We start from the raw sequence: 23,958 nt of genomic DNA on the forward strand, positions 1-23,958 counted from the left end.
TTACCACCCTGCATTCGGCCGTAACGACCTTCTGCAATGCGTCTTCGATCTGCGGTTTTTTCTGAAGCGTAGTTCATTCCCAAAGACTGCGACGTTGGCCCTGTGCGCAATAGATGACGCCGATTAGACCAGCCAGGGAATCTAAAACCTAGTGCCAGATTTTATACAAATAACATTGCGAATCATTTCATATACGCCTATCCCCAGCGGGCTGGCCCCGATCAAAGAAGTGGTGGCCACCTACACGGCGTCCCGAGCGTTGGCTCGTAACCCTGGCATCACGCAGCAGGACGTTGATCAACATCCTTCATGAGATGAGGCCTTACGCACTCAATGAAGCGTTCCAGCGACCAAGGTTTTTGGAGGAATTGGCTACCTTGGGGTAACGCCTCATCCATTTCAGGGTGATAGCCGCTGGATACGATGATGGCGGTATCCGGCAGTTCCTTGTGTGCGATCCAGGCCAGGTGCAGTCCTGTTGCGACGCCTGGAGTCCGGACATCAGTGATCACCAACGACCAGGATTGCAGCTTCAGCGCAGCAATGCCGTCGTCGGCCGTTGCCAGAGCGGTGACGGATGCGCCCAAGTCTTCCAGCAGCATGGTTATCAGTTCTCGCAAAGGGGGCTCATCCTCGACCAACAGAACGGAGGAGGTAAAATCAGGGAGTCGTGGTTCTATCATCAGGGTGCTCGCATTCAAGCGTACGTCGGAAAAGCCATCCGTCCTTGATCCGCCCCAGCGGCATGGTGACGTGCGATATCATTCCGACATCGCTTTCACCGGCAAAATTCACTTCCACTGCCTGAAAAAAATTTCACCTCATCTCATGGCGTCTTCGCTCGGGGGTTGAGCGGGATCGGCGTCCGTATAAGGGCTGCCTGCTGCTGCTTGCTGATCACAATTCTCGCCCATCGCCCGATACCCCTTGCGCAGGGCTCGCAGCTGCTTATTGTCCAGTGCTTCAAGGTCAAGGACGGAGCGCTCGGCAGACTTTGTCGCCCGAATAAGCTCGTCCAGCTTGAGGTGCATTATGTCGTTGTCCCGGTTTTGGGTGTTCTGAATCAGGAAAACCATCAGGAAGGTGATGATCGTGGTGGAGGTGTTGATGATGAGCTGCCACGTATCGTTGTAGTGAAACCATGGCCCTGAGGCTGCCCACATTCCAATCAGTACGACGGCGATGAGGAAGGTACTTGGCCTGCCAGCACGGTTGGATAACCACTGGCAGAACTGCGCGAATTTCATGATGCTTTTCCTTTTGAACACGTTGCATGTTCGGTTGACCCCAAAACTGTTCGGAAATCTTTTTTTACATTTGCTGGGTCTGACGAACAGCCGTATGTTTCCCTGACGGGTTGTCCAGAGACGATTATTACGGGCAGGTCGTGGTTGGTTGACCGGATCGTTTTGGCGCGCCGCAGCCCATCTGTGGTGCCTCGCATGTTCAGGTCAGTAATGACGAGATCAAACGGCTAGGCGTTTAGCTTACCCAGGGCATCGTGGGCATTGCTGCATTCGACGGCCGGATAGCCCAAGGGGGTCACGGCTTCGGCCATTAGCCTGCGCAGGATGTCATTGTCTTCGACCAACAAAACCCTCTGCGACATAGAGCTTTCGTCTGGAGGCTGATGCTGCTTATCTCAGAGCGGTCGCAGGGGACGATGATCCCTCAAGAATTGGATCGACGTAGGGTTTGGGCATGGACGTGGTCGTCTGAGACGCTCCGTCCATATCCAGCTGCAGATGGTGCCTTTCTAGTTTTTCCTGCGTTGTGAGCGGGCGATTGTTAAACCTGCAATGACTCCAAGCGCAGCTGCGCCGATCAGCAGTCGCGTTTTGTCTTTCGGCTTCCTCCAGCCTCCGTCTATCCCCCTCGTACCACTTGGAGGTTCAAAGAGGTTGCCTGAGGATGTTTCGGCTAAAGGGCTGCGATTTATCCCCCACCGCGTCACCCACCCAGACAACAAAGACATACCTGGTACCAGGTAGCTGGCCAGGTGCGCGAGGCGAGCAGCAGTGCCGACCGTTGTGTGAGCTCGAGGTGTGATTGCACAGGCCACCATTGCCTTGGCTACCCGTTCGGGATCGTAGATGGGGCTTGGCGGTGTCAGCGCATGTCCCGTGTAGTTGCCGCCGTCTCGGAAGCCAGGTGTGTCCATGACTGCTGGATAGATGTCGCACACATGGATGGCGGGAAACTCGGTCAGCTCCCCTCGCAGCGCCTCGGTCAGTCCACGCAAGCCGAACTTGCTCGCCGAATAAGCCGCTGCATAGGGCTGGGCCACCCAGCTCCCCAGCGACAGGGTGTTGATCAGAATGCCGCTACCTTGCGCTTTGAAGAAGGGAAGGGCGACGTAGGCCCCTCGCAGGTATCCGACCAGATCGGTCTGGATAACCTGTTCGTGAGCTTCCAGTGGGGTATCCTCGAAGTTTCCGACCGCCCCAACTCCGGCGTTGTTGATCCAGATGTCGATCCGTCCGTGGCCAAATTCCGAGGCCTGCGCGGCCAGCGCTTGAACCTGGTCACTGTGCGTGACATCGGTCGATATCCACTGCTGGGCGCTTGTTGCTCTTTGCCAGTGCTGCAGTGATCGAACGGGGCGATGATTTCATCGGCCGCGACCAGAGACAGCTCAAGGGCGGTGCCATCGACCAGGTTCAAGGTCAGGCCTTCGACCGTACCTGCCTCTTTGTCTGGAAACACGGGTTCACCTTCAGCATCCAGGCTGTCGTAGATGAAGCGTGTACCTTCGAGCCATCCCACAGCTGTGAGAAGCTCAGGGCCTAGGTAATACTTCCCGTCTTGAAAGAATCCTGAAAACTGATGCGCTCGCTCCATGTTTTCCACACGGTAGCGCTCACCGGATTTCATACCTGTCGCTTGATCGACCATTGTGCATGTCCCTCCAGGTGGTGCCAAGAAATGTCAGCCTTTGCTGTGCTCGTCAGAAGTGGGCCCAGTGCCTCGCTTGATTCCTCGCGGGCCAGCAACGCCCCATATGCCCAGACCAACAAGCGGTAGTGCCACGATCAGGAGGGCCCACGCCGCTTTGACGGCATCTGTCTTGTCGCTCCGAAACACGCTGACAATGGCCCACAGGTCGATGAGTAGAAGAATTGCCGCTACGGCAATCCAGAAATAGCTGGCGACACCGTTCATGACCATTACCCCTCTACACGAAGTCAGGGCCCAGTGTCCCTGATGCAGCCCCTGGAACAAGGATCACCTTGCGACAGTTGTCCTCTTTCTGATCGAACATCTTGTAGCCCATGGCTGCCTCCTCCAACGCAAGGCGGTGGGTGACGATCAGCTCGGGCTGGAGGCGTCCGGCTTCGATGTGTTCGAGTAGCTCGGGGAGGTACTTTTGGACGTGGGTCTGACCCATCTTGAAGGTCAGGCCTTTGTCGAAGGCATCACCGAACATGAAGCCGTGAATGAACCCTGCATAGACACCGGGGACGCTGACGACGCCGCCACGTCGCACAGCCGCGATGCTCTGGCGCAGGGCCTTGCCGCTGCTGCCTTCCAGTTTCAAAGCCGTCATCACGGTTTCCGTGGTGCTGCCTTTGGCCTCAAACCCGACCGCATCGATGACCGCGTCTACGCCACGCATGCCGGGTGTCTGACGAATGATGCTGTCGGCGGGATCGTCATCGTTTTCGAAGTTGATCGGGATGACGCCGTAGGCTTCCTGGGCGTAGGCCAGGCGGTAGTCGTTGTCGTCCACCATGAAGACGGTGTGAGCACCCAGCATCCGTGCGCAGGCGGCGCTCAGTAGGCCCACTGGCCCAGCGCCGTAGATCGCTACCGACGAACCTTGGCCGATCTCGGCATTGATGACCGCTTGCCAAGCGGTGGGAAGGATGTCGGAGAGGAACAACACTTTGTCGTCAGCGAGGGTGGTCGGCACTTTGAACGGCCCGACGTTACCTTTGGGTACTCTGACATAGTCGGCCTGGCCTCCAGGGATGCCGCCATACAGATGGCTGTACCCAAACAGCGCTGCGCCTGGTGGAATGCCTTTTTTATTGAGGATCGATCCGCGACCGGTGTTTGTGGTTTCGCAGGCGGCAAACAGATCGTGCTGGCAGAAGAAGCAACTACCGCAGGCAATCACAAACGGGATCACTACACGGTCGCCAACCTGCAGGTTCGTCACGTCTCTGCCGACGTCTTCGACGATGCCCATGAACTCGTGGCCGAAGATGTCGCCGTGTTCGGTTTCAGGGATTTTGCCGCGATACAGGTGCAGGTCAGAACCGCAGATCGCGGTTGCAGTGACCCGAAGGATTATATCGTCCGCCTCCATGATGATGGGGTCCGGGACGGTATCGACCCTGACATCGTTTGCTCCGTGGTAGGTCAGTGCTCGCATGGTGCTCTCTCCTGCATCAGGTTCAGAGGTTATGCAGGGGAAGCCATGGACAGTTACAAAGTTCAGACAAACTGATTCAGTGGTTAACTTAGGCGCTAACTGTTGGGGTGAGGTTATTTTTATATTTTTATAAAACTTGGCTTGAACCTTTTCAACTTTTCCTTTCGTCCTGAAAACGCGTGGTGCGCTAGCACGTATCGAGTGCAACTGGCTCCCATCCATAGACGGCGCGCATTTATTTGGGCGCTTGATCAGCCGCGAGGAGAAAAATATGTTTATTCACAATAAGCGCTTGCAATATACGGTGCGCGTCGCTCAGCCCAATCCCGGCCTTGCAAACTTGCTTCTGGAGCAGTTTGGCGGCGCTCAGGGTGAGCTTGCCGCTGCGAGTCGTTACTTCACCCAGGCGCTCGCCGAGGATGACCCAGGCCGCAAAGACTTGCTGATGGACATCGCCACCGAGGAGCTGAGTCACCTGGAGATTGTAGGTTCGATCATCGTGATGCTTAACAAGGGTGCCAAGGGCCGACTTGCCGAGGGCGTTGAGGAGGAGGGAGAGCTGTACCGAGCCATCAATGGGGCCGGTAACGATTCCCATATTACCAGCATTCTCTATGGGGCCGGCGCTCCGCTCACCAACTCGGCAGGGGTTCCGTGGAGTGCGGCCTATGTCGACACCATCGGCGAACCGACGGCTGATTTCCGCTCCAACATCGCTGCCGAAGCGCGGGCGAAGATCGTGTACGAGCGCCTGATGAACGTGACGGACGACCCAGGCGTGAAAGAGGCCCTGGGCTTCCTGATGACTCGGGAGATCGCGCACCAGCTTTCTTTTGAAAAAGCGCTGCACGCCATTCAGCCAAACTTCCCTCAAGGCAAGATTCCAGGCATGCCGGAGTTCACCAACAAGTATTTCAACATGTCGGGTGAACCGAATGTGCGCGGGCCTTGGAATGAAGGCGAGGAATGGGAATACGTCGAGAACCCCTCGGCTGCCGTTGATGGCGGAGATGGCACTGCTTCGGTGGAACTGGCCGCGCCTGATCTGGCGGTTCTGGAAGCCATGAAACTGCGAACGATGTCCGATCCAGCCAGTAATCCGGTCACCGGTGCGGATCTCGGTTCGGGCTTGGTCAACGGCAAAGATGACTGAATTGAAGGAGGCCGCAATGAGCACTTCGAGAAGAAGGGATAAGGCTCAGGCTGACATCGGCTTCGAGCATTTGATGAGCACGGCGGTGGCAGAGTTTGAGGCCGACTCGCGCCTGGCTTGCCGAGCGATGCGAGTGAAGATGGCGATAGGCATGTTCGGCGTAGGCTCGGTGCTGCCTAACGATCTGCCCCTGAAGCTTCCGACTGAGTCCTTACACAAGAGTCTGGTGAGCCACACCCTGCAGTAACACCGATTTTCACACCCAAGGAGAATGACGATGGTTGCTCGCAAGACAGTTGAAGATCTGTTCATCCATGAGCTTTCGGACGTGTACAGCGCTGAGAAGCAGATCACCAAAGCATTGCCGCGCTTGGCTCGGGCATCTACCAACCCGCTTTTGGCTGATGCGTTCACCTCACACCTGGCGGAAACCCAGGGGCAGATAGAGCGCATCGACCAGTTGGTAGAGTCGGCTGGATTGAAACTCAAGCGGATGAAGTGCGTAGCCATGGAGGGGCTGGTTGAGGAAAGCAAAGAGCTGCTGGATGAAATCGAGAAGGGGGCAGTGCTCGATGCGGCGCTCATAGGGGCATGCCAGAAGGTCGAGCATTACGAGATCGCCAGTTACGGCACCTTGATTGCAATGGCGAAGCACCTGGGCATGAAAGAGGCCGCCTCGCTATTGGCAGACACACTCGCAGAAGAAAAAGCCGCTGACGAGAAGCTGTCAGCGATTGCCGAAGAGGGCGGCAATCAAGCTGCTACGCTCGAGAAGTAACGGGTCGGGCCCAGCCAGGGACGCGCTGGGCTTCCAAGAATTTGCGATTTCAATCATGTTCCTGGCCGAAGGTCTGCGTTATGCGGATACCATTTCGGTATGTCGAGTTTTATGACCTCACTCACTCGGTCAGCGCTTGGGAGTATGCAGATGCATTGCGCACCAACTGATAAAGAGATCGCGGACGCGCTGTGCATCAGTGAGATTGAGGTAGCCCGGTATGGACGGGATGTATTCGGACTTGGAGATGGAGGTTGGCTGATTCACTTCGAACTCAGCATGCCCCGAGAGCTTTGGGTCAACATCGAGGGAAGGTTCACCTTGATCATACGGCCCCCCGGTGAAGCGAACGAGAGACGCGCCCAGGATGTGTGCTGATGAGATGCTTTCTGGAACCCACCCAGAGCCAGCGAGGATGGGCAGAGATTGGCTTATGAAGGGAATTCAAGCATTCTCAAGAGCCGGACTCACGTACATCGACTACTACTTATGAGCAAGCCTGTCTTCCCTCAGCCCTTTACAGCGATTGGCTGCTCTCAATGTCGCGACGCTGCGAGCCTGGGTTTCGATTTTACAATGGCGTTTCAGCCTATCATCCATGTCCCTTCAGGGAGACCATTCGCCTATGAGGCACTGGTTCGGGGCCTGAACGGTGAAGGCGCTTCGGACATTCTGGCCCAGGTGACGCCTCACAATTTGTACCGCTTCGATCAGGCCTGCCGAGTGAAGGCCATCGAGCAGGCTGCTGCGCTTGGCTTGGGGCGGAAGACGGAATGTAAATTGAGCATCAACTTTCTGCCCAATGCCGTCTACCGGGCCAGCACCTGCATTCGGGCGACCCTGGAGGCCACGCGAACGTTCGACTTCCCTGCAAATCGGCTCATGTTCGAAGTGACCGAGGGCGAGCGGATCGAAGACACTGAGCATTTGAAGGCAATCTTCAAGGAATACGACCGACAGGGCTTCACCACTGCGATAGACGACTTCGGCTCGGGTTACTCAGGTCTGAATCTGCTTGCGGAATTCCAGCCGGACGTACTCAAGCTGGATATGGCACTCACTCGGGGAATCAGTCAGGATCCAGTTCGCCAAGCCATCGTCGCCGGTATCGTCCTGGTAGCCGAGCGGCTGGGCATCACCCTTGTAGCCGAGGGGATTGAGACTGACGCAGAGAGCCAAACGCTGGGGGCGCTCGGGATTGATTTGATGCAAGGGTATTTTTTCGCGCGGCCGGAGATAAATAGATTGCCCCTGATCGAGCGGCTTGCCTCGTCATGAACTGACCGCGCACTATCAAGGCGTGCTCAGCAGGTGCAGGAATACCTGGTGCAATCAACTGACCGGACGAGACTTCATACCCCTGGCTATGCCACATCGCCTTATAGCTCTCGGCTAGCAGTGTTGGTGGCGGCAACCTACTGGCCGCTACCCAGGTGAGCCCATTCGCGGTATGCCGATTTCAATATCTGGGGCAGGCGAGGCAGCTCACGCCTGATTTCGCCCAGAGCATCAGGACTTCGAATCCATTCCGTCAGCCACGCGATCATCATGGGTCGAGTAGTGGGGCAGGGCCCTACTTGCTGTTCAAGCTCGTCGGCTATGTGGGCGAGTAGTTCAAGGTACGCGTCCAGCTCGGCCATTTGATTTGCCATGGTGTTCAGCCTCTTCACGTGCGGACAAGCACTGGCTCCGCCGCCATCTTGGCTCCCATTTCAGCAAGTGAGCAGCCTCTACTCGTTCCCCAGGCCATTGCCCGCGTAGTCGTCTCACCGGGCCGCTTGGCGTAAGCCTCCTCAATTCCTTGCCTCCTGATTACATCTCCATCAGGACAGCCTAGACCGTTTCGCTTGTATCACGCGGACTAATTATTTCAGGACATTCTGGGCAGGCAAAATCCCGCTAGGTTTGAACTATCCCACTCATTGACTACCAGCCTCATATGGCGGGTCTTTTGAATGAGACCGTGCACTGAATACACGACGAGATCCTAGCTTTTGTATCTCAGCCATCCTGCGACCTCAAAGCCTCTCCCAACGCGGTCATTGGGATGAGTTCGGCCTTCGTAAACGGGTACTTCGGGGAAGTCAAATGGGCTCATGCCCTCGACACAGGCCACGTTGACCCCGTACTGGTCTGGCTTGGAGCGGCGCTGGTGAAAGGTGTAGATGCCGCATTTGGAGCAGAAGTAGTGTTTAGCTTCGCGTGTGTTGAACTGATAGAGGGTGAGCGCCTCTTCCCCTTCAGTGACAGTGATATCACTCAGGTTGGCCGATACCGCCACGGCACCACGCATGCGGCAGAGCGAGCAATTGCACCTACGCGCGGTACGCAAACCATCGGTCAAGCGCAATGAGAAGCGCACCGTCCCGCAGTGGCAGGCTGCCTGGTAAACAGGGCGATCATCGTTCTTTTCATCAGTCATAGCGTTCTCTGAACCAGTCTGAGCAGGCAAAGTGGATTTGGCGAATACCCCGTTCTCGGCTAGGTAATTCTAACGAGATAACTGGTTCCTGTCGGTGGCCCGGCAATCACTATCAGCCCTCGCTACCTGGTGCGATCTTGGAAGGGGGTATGTGGACACAGTGTCGGCCACCACGCAAAGTGAACCGCGAGACCAGCGTGCGGGTCGGATCGTTAACTGTCACGAAAAAGGAAGTTAGCGATGAAAGCGATGACTCGACTGTTCACTGGCCTCGCCATGGTTGGCGCACTGGCAAGCTCTGCAGCATGGGCTGACCAGCCTGGTGCTGATTGGAAGGTGACCAAAGATCAGGCTGAAGCCACTTTGAAGGGCGCCGGATACACGCAAATCACCAAAATCGAGGCCGATGACGGACATTGGGAAGGGGAAGGCATGAAAGCTGACGGCAAGCAGTATGAATTCCAGGTCGACCCACACGATGGCAAGATCATCAAAGACCAATTGGACAACTGACGATCCCGCATGCGGATGAGCCCGCGCTATGGCGCGGGCTTTTGTTTGAGCCGTGATCAGAAACCTTCCAGGACAATCTTGCCTCGGGCCTTGCCGCTTTCGATCAAGGCGTGGGCACGCTTGAGATTGTCGGCACAAATGCTCCCGAAGTGCTCCCCAACAGTTGTTTTCAAAATCCCCTCATCGACCAGCTGCGAAACACGTTCGAGGAGTTGGTGCTGCTTGATCATGTCCTCGGTTTTGTACAGTGAGCGGGTGAACATGAGCTCCCAGTGCAATGACAGCGATTTGCGCTTGAGGGGCATGACATCCAGTTGTGCCGGATCATCGATCAGTGCGAGTTTGCCTTGCGGACGAAGCACCTCCACTAATTGCGGGAGGTAGGTGTCGGTGTGCGTCAGGCTGATTACGTAATCAATCGGATTCAGTTTGAGCTCTTCCACCTGAAGCGGGATCGACTCGGAGTGGTCAATCACATAATGGGCTCCCAGATCTTTCACCCAGGCTTGAGTCTCTGGTCTTGAGGCCGTGCCTATGACTGTAAGCTGCGTCAACTTGCGTGCTAGTTGTACCAGGATCGAGCCGACACCGCCCGCAGCCCCGACCACCAGGAGGCTTTGACCTTCGCCGCCATTTTCTTCGACGGCTAAACGGTCGAACAGCAACTCCCAAGCCGTGATGGACGTCAGAGGCAGGGCGGCGGCACTGGCATTGTCCAGGCGCTTAGGCTTGTGGCCGACGATTCGCTCGTCCACCACATGGAGCTGGCTGTAGCTGCCGGGTCGATCAATGGCACCGGCGTAGAACACTTCATCCCCTGGCTTGAACAGCGTTACCTCTGGGCCAGTTTCACGGACGACACCGACAGCATCCCAGCCGAGAACTTGTGGTTGCTCACCACCACGGCTAGCCCGAACTTTGGTATCGACCGGGTTGACGGCAATAGCCCGGACTTCGATAAGCAGGTCACGGGCGCCGATTTTTGGCTCCGGGAGCTCCGCGTCGTACAGAGACTGAGCGTCCTGAATAGGTAATCCGGGTTGTGTGTAAACGACAGCCTTCATGGCGCTACCTCTATGAAAATCAAAAGTGGGCACAGGTTATTCGCTTCGATCAACTCGAAAAACAGCCTCAAAGCAGTAAGACTTTCACGCTTGTAATGAAAGTGGTGCGAGGCGTTCACATCGACCAGGGCACTGTCGACCAGGTCATGAGCGGACATGGCGATGCCGGGATCGAGGTTCTCGACAGGCAGGCCGCCGATCTGCAGAAGTCGGTCGCAGTGGCTCCCGGCAGAATCGCCTGAATCTTGATGCCTTTGTCTGCAAGCTCCTTGTGCAGGGATTGGCTGAAGGCGGTGACGTAGGCCTTGCTGCCACCGTAGACACCGTTGAGCAGCTCTGGCACAAGGCCTGCAATGGACGAAATGTTGATGACGGCGCCTTCCTGGTGGGCGACGAAGCCTGGAATGGCCGCGTAGGTCAGTCGGGTCAAGGCGGTGATGTTGAGGCTGATCATTTCGGCCATGCGTTCGACATCACTATCCAGCAGGCTGGTGTGAGTTCCGATACCCGCATTATTCACCAGCAGGGTGATGCTGGCGTCATCACGAAGTGAGGTCGGAGGCGGGAAGGTGGAACAGGTAGGGACGGGTAAGTGCTTGGTTTTTTCAGGAACGGGGTTTTGTGAAAATCTCAACGGGGGTTAGTGGATGTGACTGTTATCCATAAATGATAAAAAAATATATCTTAGAAAATCAAGCCTTTAGCTGAAGTGAAATCCATAGAAGATAAAAAATTAGCAAAATCTTAGGGATTTATCCTTTTTGAGGTGCAGAAGCTGCGTGTTGTGGCGTTATATGTCGTAGAGTTATAAAAAGCATCTGATGAACACGATTTTTGTGGTTTTTCGTGTATCCGTTACACGGCTTTAGAAAATAATAAAAATTAGCATGCAATCATATTTCTCAAGTAAATCATGAGCTTATGAGAGATTTTTTCTTCAATTTTTGGCTGGTTTGCCAAGGGTGGTTTTGCGGTCCTTTTTTCTTTGCTATATGGAGATTTTTTCGCACGGAAAATCTGAGGTCATGCAGATCGAGATTGAAGAAGGGATGCATGTTGTAGCTCGCGGAAAAGCTGCATTAATTGTGGGGCCGGTTGATGCAGATTCAGTTGAGGTACTTCTGCTTTCTACTCGACAAAAGATCACTGTTGGACTGAATGAGATAGAGTTCATCACGGTGCCCAAGAGATCTACTGGCGGCTCCGAACTTCTTTACTTGACTAGATTGGAATCTGAATCAAATGACCAGGAAATTCAGCTGGCATTGAGGCGCCACGAGGTATTGTCGAGATTGCACCGTAAGGAAATTTCTGTGACCCAAGCAGCAGATGAAATAGGTGTTACTCGATCGCATGTTTATAAGTTGCGTGCCAAGCATGATGAAAGCATGGGGTATTGCACTCAGTTGGTTCGGCGGAGAGGTAATCAGAAGAACTCACGACATTTAGATCCTGCTCTCGAAAAAGAAATAGAGGCAGTGCTCGAGACATTTCGTAAACGTGCAGGAGTTACATTTGCAGAGGTGTGGCGTGCTGTGCAAAAAGCTTGCATGTCACTTAACCTAAAATGCCCTGCACGCAAAACGATTCGAAATCGTATGAAAAGTAGTTTTACTCGCGAAGAAGTCACCCGTTTGAAATATGGGCGGGAGGTGGCTGCACAGATGCATGACTCCCGACCAGGAAAGTACAAGGCTACCAAACCCTTAGAGTGGGTGCAGACTGACCACACGCTCGTTGATTACGAGGTTCTCACGGACGACCGTAGTGACACTATTGGTCGCCCTTGGCTGACCCTGTTTATTGATGTCTATACGAGGGTGATACTAGGATACTATCTCAGCCTTCATCCACCTAGCACTTTGTCGGTTGCTTGTGCCTTGGCTCATGCAGTGATGCCGAAGGAAGACTTTTTGCGTAGATTGAATTTATCAGGCTTCAAGTATCCGATGTATGGCCCCCCGTTCATGGTCTATATGGATAATGCGAAAGAGTACAGGAGTCATAAGTATCTCTCTTCTTTAGATCGTGCGCATATCGGCTACGATCACCGTCCGCTGGGGAAGAAGCACTTTGGTGGTCATGTCGAAAGGCTGATAGGTACGATGATGAATAAGGTTCATTTGTTGAGCGGCAGCACAATGTCAAATACAGTTGTTAGGAAAAGGCTGGCTAGAGATAGGAAGCCCACCCAAACGTTCACGGAGTTTGCTAGGTGGTTTGCGTTAGAGGTAATGGAATATCATTCGACCGTGCACAGCGAAATTAAAAAGACTCCTTTGCAAGCATGGCAGGATTACTATGGTCCGCATGGTGTAGTACCTTTTCCTCCGCAAATAACAGACGCGCACCAGTTTCGTTTGAACTTCATGCCTCAAGAGTATAGAAACATTCGGCCCGGTGGCATTGAATTTAAGACTCGTTTTTATTGGGATCCTGTGCTCGACCCCTTTATTGGAGAGAAAAAGGTTCTGATAAAATACGACCCATTTTCACTTAAGCAAATCTGGGTCCAGTTAGATGGGCAATTCATTCCGATTCCTTTTGCCGACATGACGTTGCCTGATATTACTCTGGAAGAGCATAGAGCGAAAGTTCTCTCTAGCCAGTCACTGGAACCAGGATCTTTTGGTGATGCTCAAGCAGCAGAAGCACATAGTGAAGCAGGCAGGATAGAAAGTGCAAGCATAAAGAAGACGCGCGCTGCCAAAAAACAATTAGCTGCGAAAGTTGAGTATCAGAAAGAGTTCTCGTCTGCGGTGGTTGTCAAAAAAGAAAAGAAAGTGGCTCCCGATTATTCTTTGCCACCAAAGCCTTTCAAGGGGGGTGTGTAAGATGGGTTATGATCACTTGCGCCCTGACCGACAGGCGTTGCTCGACCAGGATATTGAAAAAAGAATTAAATTGATGCTCGGTGATATTTGGGTAGATATAGCGCCAAGTGAAACCGTATTCAAGGTTATGAACAATATGGCGAATGTTCCTAAGCGAATAACAGCGCCCGCGCTTTTGGTGACGGGCCTAGGGGGAGCTGGAAAGAGCGCAATAGTCAAAGAGATTCCAAATAGAGTAACTCGGAGCGAAGGACTTCTAACGATAAGCATGGCTTCTGATCCAGACTTAATGAAAAGAAAAGAGTTCAGGACTGAGATTTACCATAAATTGGAGCTTCCCTGTCCGCCAATCCACCGTAAGTCTTCTGTAGTCGACTTAGTTACTAGAGAGCTGTCAGAGATCTTAAAGCTTAGGAATATATGGGGCTTAGTGATTGATGAAATTCACGACATGCTATTATGCGGCAAGGTGGAGCAGAGAATTAATAGCTCAATGCTGAAGGCTTTTCTTGGGGAGTCATATGGAATTAGTCTATTCGCGTTTGGTACGCCTAAAGCAAACAGCTTTATATCCGCCATAACCGAAACGCAGCGTCGTTTTTCGGTAATCAAATTAGAGGACTGGAAAGAAGATGAAAGCTTCAGAACGTTTTTGCTGGGAGTCGAGGAGTTGCTTCCTCTTAAAAGGCCATCACGACTGTACGACCAAGACAAAGTTTTTGCCATTTTGGCTGCCACTTCAGGGCGAATGGATAACGTGATGAACTTGATCAGGTCTGCAGGATGCTACGCGCTTAGAGATGGAACCGAAGCGATTAGCCTAGAGCATCTTGCAAAAGCATCTGCCAGCCCTTGGGGTTATTGATGAGTACTATTGCAGGTATGCCCCATATACTGCATGACGAAACGATATCTTCTTGGCTGTATAGATCTACGCTTAGGTCACGATACAATAATCAGTATTTGGCTGGTCAGTCATTTATGATTCCGCCACCAGTTTCCTGGGGCGGCCCGCTGGTCGAGAGCAGTGACTGGGACTTTGATCCAAATACAGATTTTTTGAAGGCGGCTATGGAAAATTTAGCAATTGATGTTAATTATGCCGCTGCATTATTTTTCAACACCCACGGGCGTGTTGTGGATTGGGCTCGACGCTGGTGGTTCTGTGCCCAGTGCTTGCGTGCAGACATTGCTAGGGGCCAAGCCCCAGGCTGGCGTAAGCATTGGTGCTATAGAGATTCGATCGTTTGTTCGACCCACGGAGCGGATCTGCACAGGCTACGGGTCCAACCTCAACTGAGTCGTGGATGGGACGCCTTTATTCAATGCCTGCAGGACAGATTGATTGATCCAGCCTGGCAGTGCCAAAACTTTCAGCGCTTCCGCGTCAGTGTTGTGAATAGAGTGACAAGATGGAAGTTGAAGCAAGGAAAAGGCACCCTTGATATATTCGACAACTTATATAGTGTTATGCTGCTTGCGCCTGTGTATAACGGCAATCAGGGCATGGCGTATGAATTATTTGGCGAGCCTGGGCCTTTGATCCGCCTTGCGATGCCTAATTATCTTGCAGGCATCAAGTACGGTGCAGAATTTGCGAGTATGAAGGCGAGGTTTGCGAGTCTTTTGCTTGCTGGGTACTTAATGGGAATTGTAGGTGACCGAGATCTAGCATTTGTCGCAGCCAAGAATGAGAGGTTTGAGGCTTGGAGGAGCTATAATTTGGATTTAGTGAGCTCTATGCGATTTGGGTGTACAAGTAAATTGGACTTCAAGTTGCTTGAGTCGCTTCTGTTTGGGCGCGGGGAGCTCCCGTGCGATACTCTTAATCGTGCGCTTCGCACTTATTTTTTTAAGCTTAGAATGCAGTAGAGCTTTTCATATTGATGCTCAGCTATAGCCGTGCCGTAAAGTATGTGTGTCGTGCGCTGACGGTTTTCACTTGGCTCGACAAATGTGGCTCAGTGAAGATATTTGTTCACTTATGACGCCTTCTCATGAGTTGTTTATAATAAATTAATTTTTGGCGCGCAGGGCGAGGCGCTCATCATTGGTGAAAGAGGCTTCAAACTTTATGCTTTGGGGCTGTGCTCACAAGCTTCTGCTTAGGTCCATTCTCCGGGTTTTTCTTCAAAACGACGCGAGTAGTGTTCCAAGGTTTTCTTAATCAGCACCATGTACTTAGATGGATGGGCCTTCCGCTGCCCGAAGCCAGGTCAGGGTGAAGCAGAGGAGGATTTCAATAGCGATCTTGATTTCAGATATGGGATGGATCATGGCCTGTGTCCCCAGAGTGCTAGGTAGCCTACTGCGCTGTCAGGCCGCCCTTGCAGCCTGCCAGATTGGTAAGGCCAAGGCCCTGTTTTTTTGCTAGGATTGCCCAAACTTGGAGGATTTTCTTCAGTAGGCAAAGAAAAATCTTCAGTTCTGAAGTTTTTCTACAATTTTTCTTCACTCACGTTTACCTCGCGTGACGCATTCAAGGTGTTTTCGTGATCTTGACAATGTTCGCCAGCTTCAAGGCTTTTACAGTAGGTGGCCGATGAGCGATCAAATAGTCCCCCTGAGTTCCGATTCGAAGAGGTTCGTTTTCCGCTCCTGCTATGCCACAGTGCTCAGCAGGGTGGACGCCCGATACGACGTTCGGGGCTACCTTTTGGCTCAGATGGTAAAGCTTTGCCTTCAGAATCGAGGCAGGCTGCCTCGTGTTAGCCGCGACTTTTACACGCAGTATGCTCAAGCCGAGGCGATTGCATTTTTGGAAATGTGTGTCACCAACTTGCTGTTAGGTCCGGGAGGTCGCTTTTCGCTGCAGGAATATCACTACCAGGCAGATGCGCACTCGGAGCTGGGCTAACCCTTAGCCCGTTCTGCAGCATTAGATGCTCACGTATAAACGTCGTACTCAAGACGGTAGAGAAAGTCCCATACCTGCGCATAGCTTTCATGATGCCAAAGCAGCGTGCATGGAGTGTGGTTGCCAAGACCTAGTGCAGGGTTGATCATCCAGCGCTGCGCCAGTTCTACTTTTCCGAGCACTTCGATAGCTTTTCGAAAAATTTGTCCGTGCCTTGTTAAAAACGCTCCATGTGCAGAGGTCCAGCAGCTCGTTGAGGGCTGTTCGCTAAGTCCGTGGATCGTGAAACTGTTCATTGGCAGGGGTCCGAAAGTGGCAGTCGAGAGACTCTATTAACACTATGACAGCAGGAGGGGGAGCACGCCACCGATCCTGTAGCCACGGGCAGCGGACCGCTATGTGAAGAATCCCTGATCTTATCGAGTTGCAATGGTTGTCGGCTAAGCCAGTCGGTCATCAGGGTATCGGCTCAGTGCCTCATAGCTGTTGTTTAGGTTGTGTGGTGCCTGGTGTCTTTGCCTCATGATGTTGGATATCACGAACAGTGCAGGTGTGGCCCCCAGCGCGAGCGCGATCGACTGGGGGCGGGCGCCGCCGCAGGTCCGGCCTGTTCTGGTTAGGGTTGATCCCCTGCGGGCAGTGTGGCGTCCGGTGCGGGATCGACTGGCAGCTCAATCGACAACAATTGGCTCGCGCGACTGCCCAGGAGCGAGCCGGCCTGAAAGTAGCCCATCACCGTGCTGACACTGCGGTGCTCGGTCATCGCCATGACCTCGCCAAGCGGCACGCCCTGGCGTCCGGCCTCTGTGACGAAGCCCGAGCGAAGGCTGTGCGCCGCCCAGTCGCCGTCGAGGCCGGCCAGTGCCGCGCGACGTTTGACGATACGCGCGACCTGGTCACCGGACAGCCCAGCAGCCGCGACCCGGCCCCCTTTGTACAAGCGGCGAAACAGCGGGTCCTCGCAGGCCGGTGCTACAGCGAGCCAGGCGTTCAACGCCTGGGCCGCCGGTCCCTGCAGCGGCTTTTCCCGCCGCACACCGCTACTGTCGGTTTTGGTCGCCCCGAGTGCATACAGCCACGTGTCGGCGTCCAGACGCCGCAGGTCTCCGATCTGCAAACCCACGATTTCCGAGCGGCGCCGGCCACCGCCGCTCCAGGCCAGCAACAGCAGGGCGCGATCGCGCGTGCCACGCACGCCGTCAGTGCAGGTGGCGAGCATCGCCTGCAGCGGCTCCAAGACCACCGCGGTTTTCTTCCGCACGGACACGCCTTGGCGCGCCTGGGCCTTGCGTGCCTCGCGAAGAAGCGTCTTCACCGCAGGAGCATCACTTGGGTTATCCCAGCGTCGCAGGCGATGCCATTTAGACAAAACTGCCAAGCGATGGCTAACTGTGCTAAACGACAGTGGCCCCGGCTTGGCCTTGACCTTGGCTTGCACCAACGCGGCATCGACGGCCGGCGGCAGCAGGTGTGTCCAGTTACCAGAAGTATCGGGCCTGGCCAAATGGTCGACGATGAATTGCACGGCGACCTCGGGTGGCAACGCGCCGTCGCTGAGCGAGCGGCGATAACGTAACCGCAACCACGCGGACCAGTAGGTGAGGGCGCTCTGGTAGCTACGCACGGTATTGGCCGCAGTGCCTGCCGCGATGAATGCCTCAGCAGCGGCGCGGGTGCTGTCGGCCAATTCTGCTAGCACCAGCGGCTGGGAGGAGGGCATCTGTACCGGTTCTGTCAATTTCATCTCGCTCAACGCTGCAATAGGTGCGGATAACCTGTGGCTTATCAGACCTAATGTAACCAATAGCAGGACATGGCGGTAATCCGTGACCGGGATCGCTCGACCCAACGCCGCCCTTGGCGTGAGGCAGCTAACGACCCAGAGCAGTCCTTCGTGAGGGGGCAAATCAGCCAGCCAGCCGGTTCCACTGATCTGCTATAGAGCATTCCAAGTAGGGGAAAAATCGGCTACAAGAAACCAAATCCACCAAGGTAGGTATGGACCAGTGATCACTCAGATAGACATCGCAAGCTTCGGCAGCTTTTCAGGCCTTGAGTGGAAGAAGACCGTCCGGGATAGCGGGAAAAATGTTAAAACTTTCCAGCGCTTAAATATTCTTTACGGGCGCAACTACTCGGGCAAGACGACCATCTCGCGTATTTTCCGTGCACTGGAAACCGGCAAGCTCCCGACAAACTACACAGGCTCGTCCTTCACTGTTACAGGCGACCAGGGCGCGGTCACCTGTTCGGGACTACTGACTCATAATTATGACGTGAGAGTCTACAACCGCGATTTTGTGGCTGAGAACTTGAGTTTCCTAGTCAACCAAGATGTCGGTGGGGAGATCAAAACTTTCGCCATCGTCGGTGAACAGAACAAGGAGATTGATGAGGCTATTGCTGCAATCGAGGCCAATCTGGGCAGCGTTGAGGCCAAATCCGGTCTTCGTTTTGACCTTGAAGCAAGAAAAAAAGAGCGGGATCGCACTAAGGCCAGCCACAGTACAGCTCAAAGCGCACTGGAAGGGAAGCTGCGCTCACACGCTGCTGAAAAGATTAAGAAGAATCTTCAATATGGCGTTCCAGTTTATAACATTGAAAATATTAAACGCGACATTGCGACTACCCAAAAGTCCGGGTTTGCTCCACTGACACTGCAGGAGCAAGCTGGAAAGCTTGCGCTGCTCAAGCAAGAGGCGTTGCCTGATATCACAAGCACGCTTGCGATTGCACTAAACTATGACTCTCTGAAAAGCCAAGCTGATCCACTTCTGTCCAAAGCGATCACTCCGACCAAGCCTATCCAGGAACTACTCAACGACAGTGTACTGCAGCTGTGGGTTAAGCAAGGTATCACTCATCACCGTGATAAGCGGGACGTATGTGCCTTTTGCCGACAGAGCTTGCCTGATGATATATGGCAAGTACTCGACGAGCATTTCAGCAAAGAATCAGGCGATCTCGAAACAGATCTGGAGAATGTAATCACCGCAGTGAAAGGCGAGATTGCAGCTCTGGCTGGCTTAGTCACGTTGAGAAGCGATGACCTCTACGCAGAGGAGCGCTCCACCTTTAACGTAAGCAGCCAGGCGCTTGCGAACGAGCTGAGTACCTATAAGAAAGATTTGGAGACTCTTAAGAAGTCACTAGAATCACGAAAAAACAATCTTTTCCAACCCGTGGCCCTGCCGCCTTCACTGCATAACCCCGAAGAAATTCAGCAGCATGTGGACGCTATCAATGATTTAATTATCACTAACAACAGCAAAACAAAAACTCTTGAAAAAGATAAGGCTACCGCCAGAGATTTGCTTCGCCTGGCTGACGTATCTACGTTTGCGGATGCAATTACCTATGATGCGGAACTTAAAAAAATAGCAAATCTCAAAACTGAAGCTGACGCCGCAGACTCGACCTATATAGATTCCGCAAAAAAAATTGGCGACGCCGAAATCGAAGTCCAAAATTTGCGAAATAAACAGAGAGATGAGCGCAAAGGAGCTGGACGTGTCAACTCCCTGCTAAATAACTTCTTTGGCCATGACGGCCTCAAGCTTGAACCTCGTGACAGTGCAGATAAGGCAACCGTCAAATTTGAGATCACACGAGACGGAAAGGCAGCGTACAACCTGAGCGAAGGCGAATGTAGCTTGATTGCGTTTTGCTATTTTATCGCAAAGCTAGATGCACCCGAGAGCAAAGGTAAAGAATTAATAATCTACATCGATGATCCAATCTCGAGCCTTGACAGCAACCATATATTTTTCATGTTCAGCTTAATTGAGAGCTTGATTGCCAAGCTTGTAAAAAAAGCCGACAACTCAAACACCTATCGATACAAACAGCTATTTATTTCAACACATAACTTGGACTTTTTAAAATATCTTAAGCGACTATCCATTCCATCGAAGAAAATAGATGCTGGTGGCGGCAAGCCAAAAAACACCCATGATCACGAGCACTTCATGGTTGAGCGCAATGGAGCCGCGAGTAGTATTTTGCTTATGCCGTCTTATCTCAGAGACTACATTACCGAATTCCATTATTTATTCCATCAAATCTACAAGTGCAGAGATCAGTTGACTGCACACATTAGCCACGAGCCGTTCTTTGGCTTCGGCAATAACTTGAGAAAATTCCTTGAGGCTTTCCTTTTCTTCAAGTACCCCCACCACGACAACAAAAGCGACAGCCTTGAGCGAATAAAAAAATTCTTCGGGGAAGAAGAAGACGCGGCTATTGCCCTTGTCAACCGGCTCAATAATGAGTTTTCTCATCTGGAGGAAATACCAGACAGAAGCTTCAAGCCAGTTGAAGTTCCCGAGATCGCTAGGGTAGCAAACTACGTCTTAGACAAAATATACGCTTCTGACCCAATTCAGTATAACGCCCTATTGAAAAGCATAGGAGAGCCCGAGCGGACGGATTGAGACAAGAATTCCGGGGAAGCGCCAATTCAATTAATTGTTTATAGCTGGCAAATATATGTCGCTGCTGACCCTAAGCTTGCCTTTGCCAAGGGCTGCTATGGGTCGACAGCAGCCGGTCGCTCCAGACTGCTTTCGACGCCTTGCCAGTTACAGCTAACAATGCAAAAACATCTCGAAGTTTTTTTAATCGACAGGATCGACTCAAAGCCAGATCAGGAGAATTACATGTTCTAGACCGACCTCACAAAATCTGGCGTCTGAGAAGTGACAGTGCCAAGCATTGGCCAAAATATCTAACATGTGTTCACAGTACTCTTTCACTTCTCGCCTACATACATGCTCTGGCAGCTTCTTCCCAGCGTTCCGCTCGGCCTTGTGCCGTCGGCAAGAAGACTTCGACGCTGATCCCCGGTGTCTGCTCACGAATCACAGCCAATGCGATGGGGCCGATATGCAATGCGGACACTTCCAGGGTGTAACCAGTAGGCGTCTTAGTTTTTGAAAGCGAGGTGGCCGGTGCTTGCCACTTGGGCTCCAAGCACTGCACGTACGCCTGCGCGGTCTTTTCACTGTCGCCAGTGAATCCTGTGGAGTGGGACTCCAAAAATCCCCTTGAGCACCCTGCCAGTGCCAAGGCTGCGAGGAGGGCTGCGAGTGTTTTCATGGCGTGCGTCCTGTCGGGAAAAGGTTACATGTTGGGATAGTTGGGGCCGCCGGTTCCTTCCGGGGCAACCCAAGTGATGTTCTGGGCGGGGTCCTTGATATCGCAGGTCTTGCAGTGCAGGCAGTTCTGCGCATTGATCTGCAGGCGCATATCGCCATTTTCTGCCGCGACGATTTCATACACGCCCGCGGGGCAATAGCGTTGAGCGGGCTCATCGAAAAGGGGCAGGTTGTTGTTGATAGGCAGGTTAGGGTCGGCAAGCTTGAGGTGAACCGGCTGGTCTTCCTCGTGGTTGGTACTGGAAAGAAACACCGATGAGAGCTTGTCGAAACTCAGCTTGCCATCCGGTTTCGGGTATTCGATCCGTGGTGCCTTGCTAGCCGGTTTGAGGCAGCTGTGGTCCGGGCGGGTATCGCGAAGGGTGAACGGGAGTTTGCCGCCGAACAGGTTCTGATCAATGAAGTTGAAGGCGCCGCCTGCGATCGCACCAAACTTGTGGAGGGCGGCCCCGAAGTTGCGACTGCGCAGTAGTTCGTCATGTAGCCAACTGGCCTTGAAGCCTTCGACATACTCAAACAGTTCGTCGCCGCTACGTCCTGCCTGTAACGCTTGCGCGATGGCCTCTGCTGCAAGCATGCCCGACTTCATTGCGGTGTGGCTGCCCTTGATCTTGGCAAAGTTCAAGGTCCCCAGATCACAGCCGATCAGTGCACCGCCTGGGCAAACCATCTTGGGCAATGCGTTCAACCCACCCTTGCAGATAGCCCGGGCGCCGTAACTGACACGCTTGCCGCCTTCCAGATACTGGCTGATCACCGGGTGGTGCTTGTAGCGCTGGAACTCGTCAAACGGTGACAGATGGGGGTTGCTGTAGGACAGGTCGACGATCAGCCCAACCACCACCTGATTGTTTTCCAGGTGGTAGAGGAACGAGCCGCCGGGGTTCTCGTCATTCAGCGGCCACCCGGCCGTGTGCACCACCAGGCCAGGCTCGTGTCGCGCCGGATCGATGTCCCAGATTTCCTTGATGCCAAGGCCGTAGTGTTGCGCATCAGCCTCGCTGTCGAGGTCGAAGCGCTTGATCAGTTGCTTGCCGATATGCCCACGGCAACCCTCCGCGAACAAGGTGTATTTGCCGCGTAGTTCCATGCCAGGTGTGTAATAACCTGCCTTGGGTTGGCCGTCACGATCTACGCCCAGATCACCGGTGACGATCCCGCACACTCGGCCATGTTCATCGATCAGCGCTTCTTGAGCGGCGAATCCGGGGTAGATTTCCACACCCAAGGCTTCGGCCTGTTGTGCCAGCCAGCGGCACAGGTTGCCCAACGAAATGATGAAGTTTCCTTGGTTGTGCATGGTACGAGGAACAAAGAAATTAGGGACTTTGCTGGCCCGCTCTGCGTCCCGGAGAAAGTAGATGTCGTCGCGCTTTACCGGTGTGATCAACGGTGCGCCGAGCGCTTGCCAATCGGGGAAAAGCTCATTCAATGCGCGGGGCTCGAAGATGGCACCGGACAGGATATGGGCACCAACTTCAGAGCCCTTTTCGACCACGCAGACATTGATCTGCTGGCCCGTTTCCAACGCCTTCTGCTTGAGTCTGCAAGCCGCGGCCAGGCCCGATGGGCCGGCTCCGACGATGACTACATCGAACTCCATTGATTCCCGTTCCACTGCTCGACCTCTCTGTAGCGATTCGATATCCACCCAGGCATGCCCAGGCACTGCCCCATGGGTCGAATGATTCGGCAGGTGATACAAGAATTCAATTTATGAAACGCCAAGTGGCACTTCCGATTCGTTGAACAGAACCAATGCGCATGCCAGGTCATGGGTGGGCCATGCGTGGCCCTGACGATTGATGAATTGCAATGCGGATTCACCGAGGAGGCACTTTCGAATTCGTAAATTGAATTGGAAGTTCGCTTGCTGAAACATCCCCTCAAGTCATGAACAGCGACAAGAACAAGGGGATGGCATCATGCCCATCGAGATTGAAAAGCTGCTTGATTATCCGATCCCTGTGGTCCGCCAAACCCTGACCCGACAACAGACGGCGCTCTATGCACTGTCTGTCGGGATGGGTTGCGACCCGTTGGACGAGCGGCAATTGGGCTATGTCGACTTCCGTCGCGACCTGAACGCCATGCCTTCGATGGCACTGGTGCTCGGGCACCCTGGCTTCTGGCTGGGCGACCCACGTTCGGGCGTGGACCCCAAGTGTGTGGTGCATGGCGAGCAGGAAATTACCCTGCATGCCCCGCTTCCCGTGGAAGGGCAGGTGATCGGATCGACCAAGATCCTCGGGGTGGCTGACAAAGGGCCGGGGCAGGGCGCCTTGCTCTACACGCAAAAAGAAGTGCGTAACGCTGAGAGTGGGCAATTGCTGGCGAGCACGCTGAGCACGACATTCCTGCGTGGTGGCGGAGGCTTTGGTGGAGATAGCACGCCACTGCGCAGCAGCCACCAGGTGCCGGACGCAGAGCCCGACTTCTGCGTGGACCTTCCCACCCGGCCGGAGCAAGCCCTCTATTACCGAATCAATGGCGACGACAACCCGTTGCATGCAGACCCTGCCGTGGCCCGCGCGGCGGGCTTCAGCCGGCCGATTCTACACGGGTTGTGCACCTTTGGCGTGGTGTGCCACGCCCTGCTCAAGACCCTTGGCAATTATGACGCCGGCGCCTTGCGCAGCATGGCGCTGCGTTTTTCTGCGCCGGTGCTGCCAGGGGAAACCATTCGCAGTGAGATTTGGCGCGACGGCTCCTTCCGTGCGCGTGTCCTGGAACGTGACGCCCTGGTGGTGAGCAACGGCCTGGCGACATTTGCCCCGACCTCTACCCAGAACTGAATTCATTA

The 23,958-nt window shown here is 53.8% G+C and carries 20 protein-coding genes and 3 pseudogenes; 10 read left to right on the forward strand and 13 right to left on the reverse strand.

Going from position 1 to position 23,958, the window contains the following annotated elements; translation table 11 throughout:
• Positions 1 to 278: 278 nt before the first annotated feature.
• The 5 genes and pseudogenes from AC5O5I_RS13025 to AC5O5I_RS13045 all read right to left on the reverse strand — a co-directional run bounded on the left by AC5O5I_RS13025 (position 279) and on the right by AC5O5I_RS13045 (position 4,378).
• On the reverse strand, positions 279 to 683 hold the full coding sequence (locus AC5O5I_RS13025; protein WP_494512693.1) for a response regulator: 405 nt from the start codon (positions 681 to 683) through the stop codon (positions 279 to 281).
• Positions 684 to 821: 138 nt separating this feature from the next.
• Entirely contained in the window at positions 822 to 1,247 is a 426-nt protein-coding gene (locus tag AC5O5I_RS13030) for a low affinity iron permease family protein (RefSeq protein WP_494512694.1), read from the reverse strand.
• A 509-nt stretch (positions 1,248 to 1,756) separates the two neighbouring features.
• Positions 1,757 to 2,895, reverse strand: a pseudogene (locus AC5O5I_RS13035) (SDR family oxidoreductase).
• 33 nt (positions 2,896 to 2,928) lie between these two features.
• The gene (locus AC5O5I_RS13040; RefSeq protein WP_020191975.1) at positions 2,929 to 3,162 is read right to left on the reverse strand and encodes a PLD nuclease N-terminal domain-containing protein; all 234 of its coding nucleotides are present in this window, start codon (positions 3,160 to 3,162) and stop codon (positions 2,929 to 2,931) included.
• 13 nt (positions 3,163 to 3,175) lie between these two features.
• The gene (locus tag AC5O5I_RS13045; RefSeq protein ID WP_172229835.1) at positions 3,176 to 4,378 is read right to left on the reverse strand and encodes a zinc-dependent alcohol dehydrogenase; all 1,203 of its coding nucleotides are present in this window, start codon (positions 4,376 to 4,378) and stop codon (positions 3,176 to 3,178) included.
• Between the two features lie 271 nt (positions 4,379 to 4,649).
• Between AC5O5I_RS13045 and AC5O5I_RS13050 the strand changes: the two genes are divergently transcribed.
• The 4 genes from AC5O5I_RS13050 (at position 4,650) to AC5O5I_RS13065 (ending at position 7,587) form a co-directional block, all read left to right on the forward strand.
• A complete protein-coding gene (locus AC5O5I_RS13050; protein ID WP_494512695.1) occupies positions 4,650 to 5,531 on the forward strand; it encodes a manganese catalase family protein in 882 nt (293 codons plus the stop codon).
• A gap of 16 nt (positions 5,532 to 5,547) precedes the next feature.
• Positions 5,548 to 5,778, forward strand: a complete 231-nt coding sequence (locus tag AC5O5I_RS13055; RefSeq protein WP_172229838.1) for a hypothetical protein — start codon at positions 5,548 to 5,550, stop codon at positions 5,776 to 5,778.
• A gap of 30 nt (positions 5,779 to 5,808) precedes the next feature.
• Positions 5,809 to 6,309: a YciE/YciF ferroxidase family protein gene (locus AC5O5I_RS13060; protein WP_172285567.1), complete on the forward strand. Its 501-nt coding sequence runs from the start codon at positions 5,809 to 5,811 to the stop codon at positions 6,307 to 6,309.
• Between the two features lie 489 nt (positions 6,310 to 6,798).
• A complete protein-coding gene (locus tag AC5O5I_RS13065) occupies positions 6,799 to 7,587 on the forward strand; it encodes an EAL domain-containing protein (RefSeq protein WP_172285568.1) in 789 nt (262 codons plus the stop codon).
• A gap of 7 nt (positions 7,588 to 7,594) precedes the next feature.
• Here AC5O5I_RS13065 and AC5O5I_RS13070 read toward each other — a convergent pair.
• Together AC5O5I_RS13070 and AC5O5I_RS13075 are read right to left on the reverse strand one after the other, a co-directional pair.
• A pseudogene (locus AC5O5I_RS13070) lies at positions 7,595 to 7,705 on the reverse strand (DUF1264 domain-containing protein); the annotation flags it as partial.
• 591 nt (positions 7,706 to 8,296) lie between these two features.
• Positions 8,297 to 8,731, reverse strand: coding sequence for a GFA family protein (locus tag AC5O5I_RS13075; RefSeq protein WP_172285569.1), 435 nt, complete (start codon positions 8,729 to 8,731; stop codon positions 8,297 to 8,299).
• A 240-nt stretch (positions 8,732 to 8,971) separates the two neighbouring features.
• Here AC5O5I_RS13075 and AC5O5I_RS13080 point away from each other — a divergent pair, with 240 nt between their 5' ends.
• Positions 8,972 to 9,244 carry a PepSY domain-containing protein gene (locus tag AC5O5I_RS13080; RefSeq protein ID WP_172285570.1) on the forward strand — a complete coding sequence of 91 codons (273 nt, stop codon included), beginning with the start codon at positions 8,972 to 8,974 and terminating at the stop codon, positions 9,242 to 9,244.
• Between the two features lie 56 nt (positions 9,245 to 9,300).
• Here the strand turns inward: AC5O5I_RS13080 and AC5O5I_RS13085 are convergent, their stop codons facing one another.
• Both AC5O5I_RS13085 and AC5O5I_RS13090 read right to left on the reverse strand, forming a co-directional pair.
• A complete protein-coding gene (locus AC5O5I_RS13085; protein ID WP_172285571.1) occupies positions 9,301 to 10,308 on the reverse strand; it encodes a zinc-binding alcohol dehydrogenase family protein in 1,008 nt (335 codons plus the stop codon).
• Positions 10,305 to 10,858 (reverse strand): annotated as a pseudogene (locus tag AC5O5I_RS13090) (SDR family NAD(P)-dependent oxidoreductase); the annotation flags it as partial. The pseudogene AC5O5I_RS13090 and the gene AC5O5I_RS13085, both read right to left, overlap by 4 nt.
• A gap of 475 nt (positions 10,859 to 11,333) precedes the next feature.
• Here AC5O5I_RS13090 and AC5O5I_RS13095 point away from each other — a divergent pair.
• Genes AC5O5I_RS13095 through AC5O5I_RS13105 form a run of 3 tightly spaced genes read left to right on the forward strand, consistent with a single transcriptional unit; the run spans position 11,334 to position 15,014 of the window.
• The gene (locus AC5O5I_RS13095) at positions 11,334 to 13,142 is read left to right on the forward strand and encodes a transposase (protein ID WP_494512696.1); all 1,809 of its coding nucleotides are present in this window, start codon (positions 11,334 to 11,336) and stop codon (positions 13,140 to 13,142) included.
• Between the two features lies 1 nt (position 13,143).
• Positions 13,144 to 14,007 carry a TniB family NTP-binding protein gene (locus AC5O5I_RS13100; RefSeq protein WP_410911580.1) on the forward strand — a complete coding sequence of 288 codons (864 nt, stop codon included), beginning with the start codon at positions 13,144 to 13,146 and terminating at the stop codon, positions 14,005 to 14,007.
• On the forward strand, positions 14,007 to 15,014 hold the full coding sequence (locus AC5O5I_RS13105; RefSeq protein WP_494512697.1) for a TniQ family protein: 1,008 nt from the start codon (positions 14,007 to 14,009) through the stop codon (positions 15,012 to 15,014). The genes AC5O5I_RS13100 and AC5O5I_RS13105 overlap by 1 nt, the downstream gene beginning before the upstream one ends.
• Before the next feature lie 1,014 nt (positions 15,015 to 16,028).
• Here AC5O5I_RS13105 and AC5O5I_RS13110 read toward each other — a convergent pair.
• A complete protein-coding gene (locus tag AC5O5I_RS13110) occupies positions 16,029 to 16,295 on the reverse strand; it encodes an antitoxin Xre/MbcA/ParS toxin-binding domain-containing protein (protein WP_410911584.1) in 267 nt (88 codons plus the stop codon).
• Between the two features lie 320 nt (positions 16,296 to 16,615).
• Complete coding sequence (locus tag AC5O5I_RS13115) at positions 16,616 to 17,743, reverse strand: site-specific integrase (protein ID WP_494512698.1); 1,128 nt, start codon at positions 17,741 to 17,743, stop codon at positions 16,616 to 16,618.
• A 262-nt stretch (positions 17,744 to 18,005) separates the two neighbouring features.
• Here AC5O5I_RS13115 and AC5O5I_RS13120 point away from each other — a divergent pair, with 262 nt between their 5' ends.
• On the forward strand, positions 18,006 to 20,432 hold the full coding sequence (locus AC5O5I_RS13120) for an AAA family ATPase (protein WP_494512699.1): 2,427 nt from the start codon (positions 18,006 to 18,008) through the stop codon (positions 20,430 to 20,432).
• Positions 20,433 to 20,760: 328 nt separating this feature from the next.
• Here the strand turns inward: AC5O5I_RS13120 and AC5O5I_RS13125 are convergent, their stop codons facing one another.
• Entirely contained in the window at positions 20,761 to 21,096 is a 336-nt protein-coding gene (locus AC5O5I_RS13125) for a hypothetical protein (RefSeq protein WP_209965850.1), read from the reverse strand.
• A gap of 24 nt (positions 21,097 to 21,120) precedes the next feature.
• A complete protein-coding gene (locus AC5O5I_RS13130; protein WP_494512761.1) occupies positions 21,121 to 22,773 on the reverse strand; it encodes an electron transfer flavoprotein-ubiquinone oxidoreductase in 1,653 nt (550 codons plus the stop codon).
• 307 nt (positions 22,774 to 23,080) lie between these two features.
• Between AC5O5I_RS13130 and AC5O5I_RS13135 the strand changes: the two genes are divergently transcribed.
• A complete protein-coding gene (locus AC5O5I_RS13135; protein ID WP_241791887.1) occupies positions 23,081 to 23,950 on the forward strand; it encodes a MaoC family dehydratase in 870 nt (289 codons plus the stop codon).
• The last annotated feature ends 8 nt before the right edge of the window (positions 23,951 to 23,958 follow it).

The organism is Pseudomonas sp. 9_2_1 (genome assembly GCF_059295275.1).

What these genes read in the sequence shown, in the direction of transcription:
- AC5O5I_RS13025 (WP_494512693.1), bottom strand. Translation starts at nt 683, where the DNA reads ATGATAGAACCACGACTCCCTGATTTTACCTCCTCCGTTCTGTTGGTC.
- AC5O5I_RS13030 (WP_494512694.1), bottom strand. Translation starts at nt 1,247, where the DNA reads ATGAAATTCGCGCAGTTCTGCCAGTGGTTATCCAACCGTGCTGGCAGG.
- AC5O5I_RS13040 (WP_020191975.1), bottom strand. Translation starts at nt 3,162, where the DNA reads ATGAACGGTGTCGCCAGCTATTTCTGGATTGCCGTAGCGGCAATTCTT.
- AC5O5I_RS13045 (WP_172229835.1), bottom strand. Translation starts at nt 4,378, where the DNA reads ATGCGAGCACTGACCTACCACGGAGCAAACGATGTCAGGGTCGATACC.
- AC5O5I_RS13050 (WP_494512695.1), top strand. Translation starts at nt 4,650, where the DNA reads ATGTTTATTCACAATAAGCGCTTGCAATATACGGTGCGCGTCGCTCAG.
- AC5O5I_RS13055 (WP_172229838.1), top strand. Translation starts at nt 5,548, where the DNA reads ATGAGCACTTCGAGAAGAAGGGATAAGGCTCAGGCTGACATCGGCTTC.
- AC5O5I_RS13060 (WP_172285567.1), top strand. Translation starts at nt 5,809, where the DNA reads ATGGTTGCTCGCAAGACAGTTGAAGATCTGTTCATCCATGAGCTTTCG.
- AC5O5I_RS13065 (WP_172285568.1), top strand. Translation starts at nt 6,799, where the DNA reads ATGAGCAAGCCTGTCTTCCCTCAGCCCTTTACAGCGATTGGCTGCTCT.
- AC5O5I_RS13075 (WP_172285569.1), bottom strand. Translation starts at nt 8,731, where the DNA reads ATGACTGATGAAAAGAACGATGATCGCCCTGTTTACCAGGCAGCCTGC.
- AC5O5I_RS13080 (WP_172285570.1), top strand. Translation starts at nt 8,972, where the DNA reads ATGAAAGCGATGACTCGACTGTTCACTGGCCTCGCCATGGTTGGCGCA.
- AC5O5I_RS13085 (WP_172285571.1), bottom strand. Translation starts at nt 10,308, where the DNA reads ATGAAGGCTGTCGTTTACACACAACCCGGATTACCTATTCAGGACGCT.
- AC5O5I_RS13095 (WP_494512696.1), top strand. Translation starts at nt 11,334, where the DNA reads ATGCAGATCGAGATTGAAGAAGGGATGCATGTTGTAGCTCGCGGAAAA.
- AC5O5I_RS13100 (WP_410911580.1), top strand. Translation starts at nt 13,144, where the DNA reads ATGGGTTATGATCACTTGCGCCCTGACCGACAGGCGTTGCTCGACCAG.
- AC5O5I_RS13105 (WP_494512697.1), top strand. Translation starts at nt 14,007, where the DNA reads ATGAGTACTATTGCAGGTATGCCCCATATACTGCATGACGAAACGATA.
- AC5O5I_RS13110 (WP_410911584.1), bottom strand. Translation starts at nt 16,295, where the DNA reads ATGAACAGTTTCACGATCCACGGACTTAGCGAACAGCCCTCAACGAGC.
- AC5O5I_RS13115 (WP_494512698.1), bottom strand. Translation starts at nt 17,743, where the DNA reads ATGAAATTGACAGAACCGGTACAGATGCCCTCCTCCCAGCCGCTGGTG.
- AC5O5I_RS13125 (WP_209965850.1), bottom strand. Translation starts at nt 21,096, where the DNA reads ATGAAAACACTCGCAGCCCTCCTCGCAGCCTTGGCACTGGCAGGGTGC.
- AC5O5I_RS13135 (WP_241791887.1), top strand. Translation starts at nt 23,081, where the DNA reads ATGCCCATCGAGATTGAAAAGCTGCTTGATTATCCGATCCCTGTGGTC.